6 protein-coding genes are annotated in these 5,642 nt (G+C 59.2%); all 6 read left to right on the top strand.

Annotated elements, in window-relative coordinates; translation table 11 throughout:
• Nucleotides 1–266 precede the first annotated feature (266 nt).
• The 6 genes from alaC (at nucleotide 267) to ACF8E5_RS17125 (ending at nucleotide 4,977) form a co-directional block, all read left to right on the top strand.
• Nucleotides 267–1,475, top strand: coding sequence for an alanine transaminase (gene alaC, locus ACF8E5_RS17150; RefSeq protein ID WP_058639707.1), 1,209 nt, complete (start codon nucleotides 267–269; stop codon nucleotides 1,473–1,475).
• A 131-nt stretch (nucleotides 1,476–1,606) separates the two neighbouring features.
• The gene (locus tag ACF8E5_RS17145) at nucleotides 1,607–2,734 is read left to right on the top strand and encodes a hypothetical protein (RefSeq protein WP_392475573.1); all 1,128 of its coding nucleotides are present in this window, start codon (nucleotides 1,607–1,609) and stop codon (nucleotides 2,732–2,734) included.
• 146 nt (nucleotides 2,735–2,880) lie between these two features.
• Nucleotides 2,881–3,264, top strand: a complete 384-nt coding sequence (locus ACF8E5_RS17140) for a YkgJ family cysteine cluster protein (protein WP_058606019.1) — start codon at nucleotides 2,881–2,883, stop codon at nucleotides 3,262–3,264.
• 131 nt (nucleotides 3,265–3,395) lie between these two features.
• Nucleotides 3,396–3,959, top strand: coding sequence for a GNAT family N-acetyltransferase (locus ACF8E5_RS17135; RefSeq protein ID WP_058606020.1), 564 nt, complete (start codon nucleotides 3,396–3,398; stop codon nucleotides 3,957–3,959).
• Between the two features lie 79 nt (nucleotides 3,960–4,038).
• On the top strand, nucleotides 4,039–4,578 hold the full coding sequence (locus tag ACF8E5_RS17130) for a hypothetical protein (protein ID WP_196127451.1): 540 nt from the start codon (nucleotides 4,039–4,041) through the stop codon (nucleotides 4,576–4,578).
• Between the two features lie 18 nt (nucleotides 4,579–4,596).
• Nucleotides 4,597–4,977 carry a lysozyme inhibitor LprI family protein gene (locus ACF8E5_RS17125; protein ID WP_058639711.1) on the top strand — a complete coding sequence of 127 codons (381 nt, stop codon included), beginning with the start codon at nucleotides 4,597–4,599 and terminating at the stop codon, nucleotides 4,975–4,977.
• The last annotated feature ends 665 nt before the right edge of the window (nucleotides 4,978–5,642 follow it).

Below are 5,642 nucleotides of genomic sequence, written 5' to 3'. Positions count from 1 at the left end.
CCTGTGTGCCGGGTTTTTTTTTTGCCTATGCGGGGCCTGTCGCTGGTAAGTCAGGTGACGTGCCCGGTACACAAGTTTTCGTTTTTGGCTTACCAGCATGCGGTTATCCGTGTTCAGCTGGCAAAAAATGCACCTGAATAAATCCAAAAAAACAGTAAATTACCCTTTACAAGCCGTCTCTATCGGCATTATCTTCTGAATCAGGCCGTCCCATGCGGCCAGCGTCGCTCGGACGGTTCCGGGCGCTTACGTTTTCAGAGGAAACCATGGCCAATCCAAGTTTGCCGCGCCGCTTTGCGCGCATCGATCGTCTCCCGCCCTACGTCTTCAACATCACTGCCGAGCTCAAGATGGCTGCCCGCCGCCGTGGCGAGGACATCATCGACCTGAGCATGGGTAACCCCGATGGCGCCACGCCGCCGCATATCGTCGAGAAGCTGGTGCAGGTCGCTCAGCGCGAGGATACCCATGGCTATTCCACATCCCGCGGCATCCCACGCCTGCGTCGCGCCATCTCGAACTGGTACAAGGAGCGCTACGAGGTCGACATAGACCCTGAAGAAGAGGCTATCGTCACCATTGGCTCGAAAGAGGGCCTGGCACACCTGATGCTGGCCACCCTGGATCAAGGCGATACGGTACTGGTGCCCAACCCCAGCTACCCAATTCATATCTACGGCGCTGTGATCGCCGGAGCCCAGGTGCGTTCTGTTCCGCTTGTGCCGGGCGTGGACTTCTTCAACGAGCTTGAGCGGGCCATTCGCGAGTCCATCCCCAAGCCCAAGATGATGATTCTCGGCTTCCCGTCCAACCCGACCGCCCAGTGCGTGGAGCTGGACTTCTTCGAGCGCGTGGTGGCATTGGCCAAGCAATATGGCGTGCTGGTGGTGCACGACCTGGCGTATGCCGACATCGTGTACGACGGCTGGAAAGCGCCGTCTATCATGCAGGTGCCTGGCGCCAAGGACATTGCGGTGGAGTTCTTCACCTTGTCCAAGAGCTACAACATGGCCGGCTGGCGGATCGGCTTCATGGTCGGTAACCCCGAACTGGTCAATGCCCTGGCGCGCATCAAGAGTTACCACGATTACGGTACATTCACGCCTTTGCAGGTGGCTGCCATCGCAGCGCTGGAAGGGGATCAGCAGTGCGTACGGGATATTGCCGAGCAGTACCGTCAGCGTCGCAATTTGCTGGTCAAGGGCTTGCACGAGTTGGGCTGGATGGTCGAAAACCCCAAGGCGTCCATGTACGTCTGGGCCAAGATCCCGCCTGAGTATGCACACCTGGGTTCGCTCGAGTTTTCCAAGAAACTCCTCGCCGAAGCCAAGGTGTGTGTTTCGCCAGGTATCGGCTTTGGCGACTATGGTGACGACCATGTGCGGTTTGCCTTGATCGAGAACCAGGATCGGATTCGTCAGGCCATTCGCGGTATCCGTCAGATGTTCCGGGCTGACGGGCTGGCGCGCAAGTAACCTTTGACGGCCTGCCGTTGGAATTTCCGGCGGCAGGTGCGCAGCGCCCGACGGCAGGACAGGCTTCCGTATGTCCCCTATCGTGCTAACTGACTACCTTCGGCACTCATTTCTCGCACGATGACAGTGACATGAGTGTTTTTACCGCCTATTTCTGTGGGACAGGTTCCCATCGCTTCGACGACACCAACACCAATTTCTGGAATGGCGAACTGGTTTCGACCCTGGCCAGCCATGACCAGGGCCGCGAGTTTGCCCACTGGGTCGCTGTCGACGGTCCGGGCAGCGGCAATCTTCAGGACGACAGCCTTTTCGTCGATCCCGGCGGTTATTACAACTGGACAGGGCAGTTGTTTGGCCGCGGCTGGGAAGAAAACGTCAGCCATGTGCTTCAGATCATCAAAGGCGAAAGCCGCTGGCAGCGCACCAAACTGAGCGAGGCCGAATATAGGCGGCTTAAAGATGCCGGCGTCCCTGTGCCGGAAGTGGCGTCGACCGCTGCGTGGTTCTGGAGGACCTATGACTACGGTGATCGCCAACCCACGCCGCAGGCATTACAGGAACGCATCATTCATCTGTTTCGTAAGCCGCTTGTGCCTACACAGGTCAACCTGGTCGGCTGGAGTCGCGGCGGCATCAGCTGCCACATGCTGGCCAATGCCATGGCCAAGGACCCGGAGCTGTGCGATGTCCCGGTCAATATTTTTACCATTGACCCGGTTCCAGGCATTGGCAATGTGCAGCCAGAGCGCGTGATGCTGTCGGCCAATGTGCGTGAGTACGTAGGGTTCTACTCCCGTGACGAACGCTCCAAAGGGTTCGCCTGTGTGGTGCCAGACGTGCAGCCCGGTACGCGGATAGGCGTGTTTCCCATGCCGGGTCGGCATGCGACGCTGGTGGGGAACGCGTCGGTTGACGGTGCTGGCAGCGGCCAAGTGCTGGTCGAGCCGGGCTTGGTGGTCAGGCACTACGCCGAAGTGTGCCTCAGGCGCTGGGGTGTCGAATTGGCCAAGTGCCTGGACTTGAGTGAGGAACAAGTGATGGGCTATCACAAGGCAATGGCGGACTGTGAAGACCAGTACCAAGCAATGCGTCGCAAGTCCTACACCGTCGTGACCGAAGGTAGCCGTGACGACAGGCTGTTACATCAAGGCACCCGGCAAACGACCTTCAGCCATGTCCGCGGCGATCCCTATTGCCCAGCTGCAGGTCTTGGCCTGACGCAGTGCGATGGGGATACCTATAAAGCGTTGCGCTAACTTGACCCGAGGGGGAAGAGGGTGTCTGGTGACAGTCAATCGCCTGCAGTTATTTTTTTCTGCCCCTCTATTCAATCACCCCCGCTTGGCCCGAGAATGGCTGCTCGGGCCAGCCCCGATCTCAACCACCTTCCTTCCGTGCAATCATGTCCGAATATAACCCTTGCCTTGACTGCGGCGCTTGCTGCGGGTATTTCCGTGTGTCCTTCTTCTGGGGTGAATGCCAGTCCTCCGGCGGTGTGGTGCCTGACGATCTGGTGGTGCAGGTGAGTCCGTCTCGGGTGGCCATGATTGGCACCGACGCCAAGCCCTGCCGTTGTACCAGCCTGCAGGGCGAGGTGGGGCAAGGCGTTGCCTGCGCCATCTACGCCAACCGTTCCAGCACCTGCCGCGAGTTCGAGGCGTCGTGGGAAGGGGGCGTACACAACCCACGCTGTGATACCGCCCGGGCTGCCTACGGTCTACCGCCATTGACTCCGCCTGGGGCCAATGAGCCCCATTGGCCCGATGATGGGGCTGAGGTCGCCTAAGTCGGCATGTAGAGGTTCGCTTATTAGCGTCCTAACTGTCGACTTTGCACCGCCGTGGCGTTTTGCAATGCCTGAACGCCGCGCTTGACGCTAAACTGTCATCTTACCCAGTAATGGACAGGTGAGCCGGCGTGACCCCACCCCGAAGTTTCCCGAGTGATCTGTGTCTCGATAGCCCGCGCCTTTACCTGCGCCCCATGCGCCACGCAGATGCGGCAAAGTGGTTGGCGATCATGGCCGACCCGGAAGTCATGCGGTACTGGCACCACGCGCCCTGGCAGAGTCTGGCTGAAGCCCAGAGCGCACTGGCAGCTGATCGTGAGGCGTATGCCAATGGAGAGCAACTCAAGCTTGGCATGTATCGCCGGGACAACGGCGAGCTGATTGGCATGGTTCAACTGTTCAACATCGACGACACCTCCCGGCGAGGTGAGATCGGCTATTGCCTGGCCAGCGCCGTGCAGGGAAGGGGGTATATGGATGAAGCATTGACGTGCTTTATCGACTACATCGCCAACACCCTGCACATGCGCCGCCTGGAAGGCGAGATCGACCCTCGCAACCAAGGCTCGGCGCGTACGTTGGAGCGCCAGGGGTTTGTGTTGGAGGGCACCCTGCGGGCGCGCTGGTGCGTAGGCGGTGAGCTATCCGACTCGGGCATCTACGGGCTGCTGCTCGAACCGCCGGTGGCTTGAAAGACTGCGAACACCCAGCTTGGAAGCGGGGGATGACATGGGTTATGGTCATCCCCTGTACCGTCCTCCCAGGTGTCCTTTGCCCGCTTTTTATCTCAGTATCACGCTCCTGCTGTACTTGGTCGCTCTGTGCTTCGATGGCGCCTCGATGAGCGATGGCCACCACATGCCCGCCCTGCAGATGTTGCTGTACGGGCCTTGGGGGGTACCCTTCGGGCTGAACCAGTGGTTCGCCAATCCGTTGCTCGCCCTGGCCATTCTGGCGCATCGGCGCTTTCGCCGCTTGGCCCTGCTGCTAGGGCTTTGTGCTCTGTATCTGGCGGCAACCAGTTTGGGTATCGACCGCCTGCCGGACAATCAGAGTTATGAGTTTCACGACCTGACAGGTTTGGCGGCAGGGTTCTATGTGTGGATGGCAGCCATGCTGGTATTTTGCCTTGGTCAGGGCTGGTACTGTTTGAAAGCGCGCCAGGCCGCTGATATGCCTGGGTGGAATTGGGCGGACGTTACCCTGATTGCGGCATTGGCGGTGACGTTGTATGCCGCCACGCAGATGCCGTCGTTGCGCTTCGAGCCGAGCAGGGTATTGATGCCGCCGGAGCAGCCTCAGACGCTTTGACACTCAAGGAGAGTTTGCATGATCAAGCACTACCTGGCGGGGCTGGCATTGGCGTGCTGCACGACGCTGGCGATCGCCGCCGAACCTTCTCCAGCCTATACCCGCTGTATGGAGGGTGCCTCCAGTACCCTGGCCATGGGTGAATGCCTCAAGGCTGAGACGCAGGTACAGGATCAACGCCTGAACCGCGTCTACAAGCAGCTGATGGGTAAACTGGCGGCGGATCAGCAAAAGAGCCTGCGTGATGTGCAGCGCAAATGGCTGGTCTATCGGGATGGCAACTGCCAGTTTCACCGCAAGGCCAGCGGCGGCACCATGGCGCAGCTGGAGGGTGGGACCTGCCTGATGGACATGACCCGAGAGCGGGCAGCGGAGCTTGAGCGGGTTATGGAACCGTAGCGGTGATGAATTCTAAACTTGCCACGGTATATGTCTTCTGTAGGATAAACGTGCAGCGGCTCCAAGCGTTGAGGCAGTGCGCTAATGACTGGGGCCGCTGCGCGGCCCATCGCGGCGCAAGGCCGCTCATACATAGAACTGTTAGTATTCAAAGGATTTGCAAGCGTCAACTCATCTATTGAATTTATATATTGCAGTTGCAGTTGCAGTTGCAGTTGCAGTTGCAGTTGCAGTTGCAGTTGCAGTTGCTGTTGCTTCTAAGCGCGCGGTAGCTCAGGCGCCGCAGATCGCGACTTCAGGAGGCCGAGCGCAGGGCTTGCGGAGGGAGGTGACAGGCATGGATGCCTGTCAAGCGCTGGGCCCCAGGATGGGGCCTGCAGCGCGGTCCTCCCGGGAGCAAGCCCGGAGCGAGGGAACCCCGGAGCGCAGCGTAGGGGCCGGATGATAGGAGCAGGCGGTTTTTGCTTACTTTTTGACAAGACAAAAAGTGAGCCGCCGTAAGGGCGGAAAGGTGACTGTGCGCCACCCTCGCCAATGTATACCAACCTGCAGTATGCGCCCACGCTTTGAAGTTTGAAGTTTGAAGTTTTATTGCTGAGTGTGGGTATTGAAAGAGAGCATACTCCATTGGCGATGGCGACGCTTAATCACCTTTTCGCCATTAC

This window comes from Pseudomonas sp. WSY_20 (assembly GCF_043104335.1).
Taxonomy (GTDB): Bacteria; Pseudomonadota; Gammaproteobacteria; order Pseudomonadales; family Pseudomonadaceae; genus Aquipseudomonas; species Aquipseudomonas parafulva_B.
Note: the sequence above shows the minus strand (reverse complement) of the source record. Positions and strands in the feature narration are given on the sequence as shown.

Bases quoted from the DNA above. Each gene is read 5' to 3' on its own strand.
- alaC (WP_058639707.1), top strand. From the start codon at position 267: ATGGCCAATCCAAGTTTGCCGCGCCGCTTTGCGCGCATCGATCGTCTC.
- ACF8E5_RS17145 (WP_392475573.1), top strand. From the start codon at position 1,607: ATGAGTGTTTTTACCGCCTATTTCTGTGGGACAGGTTCCCATCGCTTC.
- ACF8E5_RS17140 (WP_058606019.1), top strand. From the start codon at position 2,881: ATGTCCGAATATAACCCTTGCCTTGACTGCGGCGCTTGCTGCGGGTAT.
- ACF8E5_RS17125 (WP_058639711.1), top strand. From the start codon at position 4,597: ATGATCAAGCACTACCTGGCGGGGCTGGCATTGGCGTGCTGCACGACG.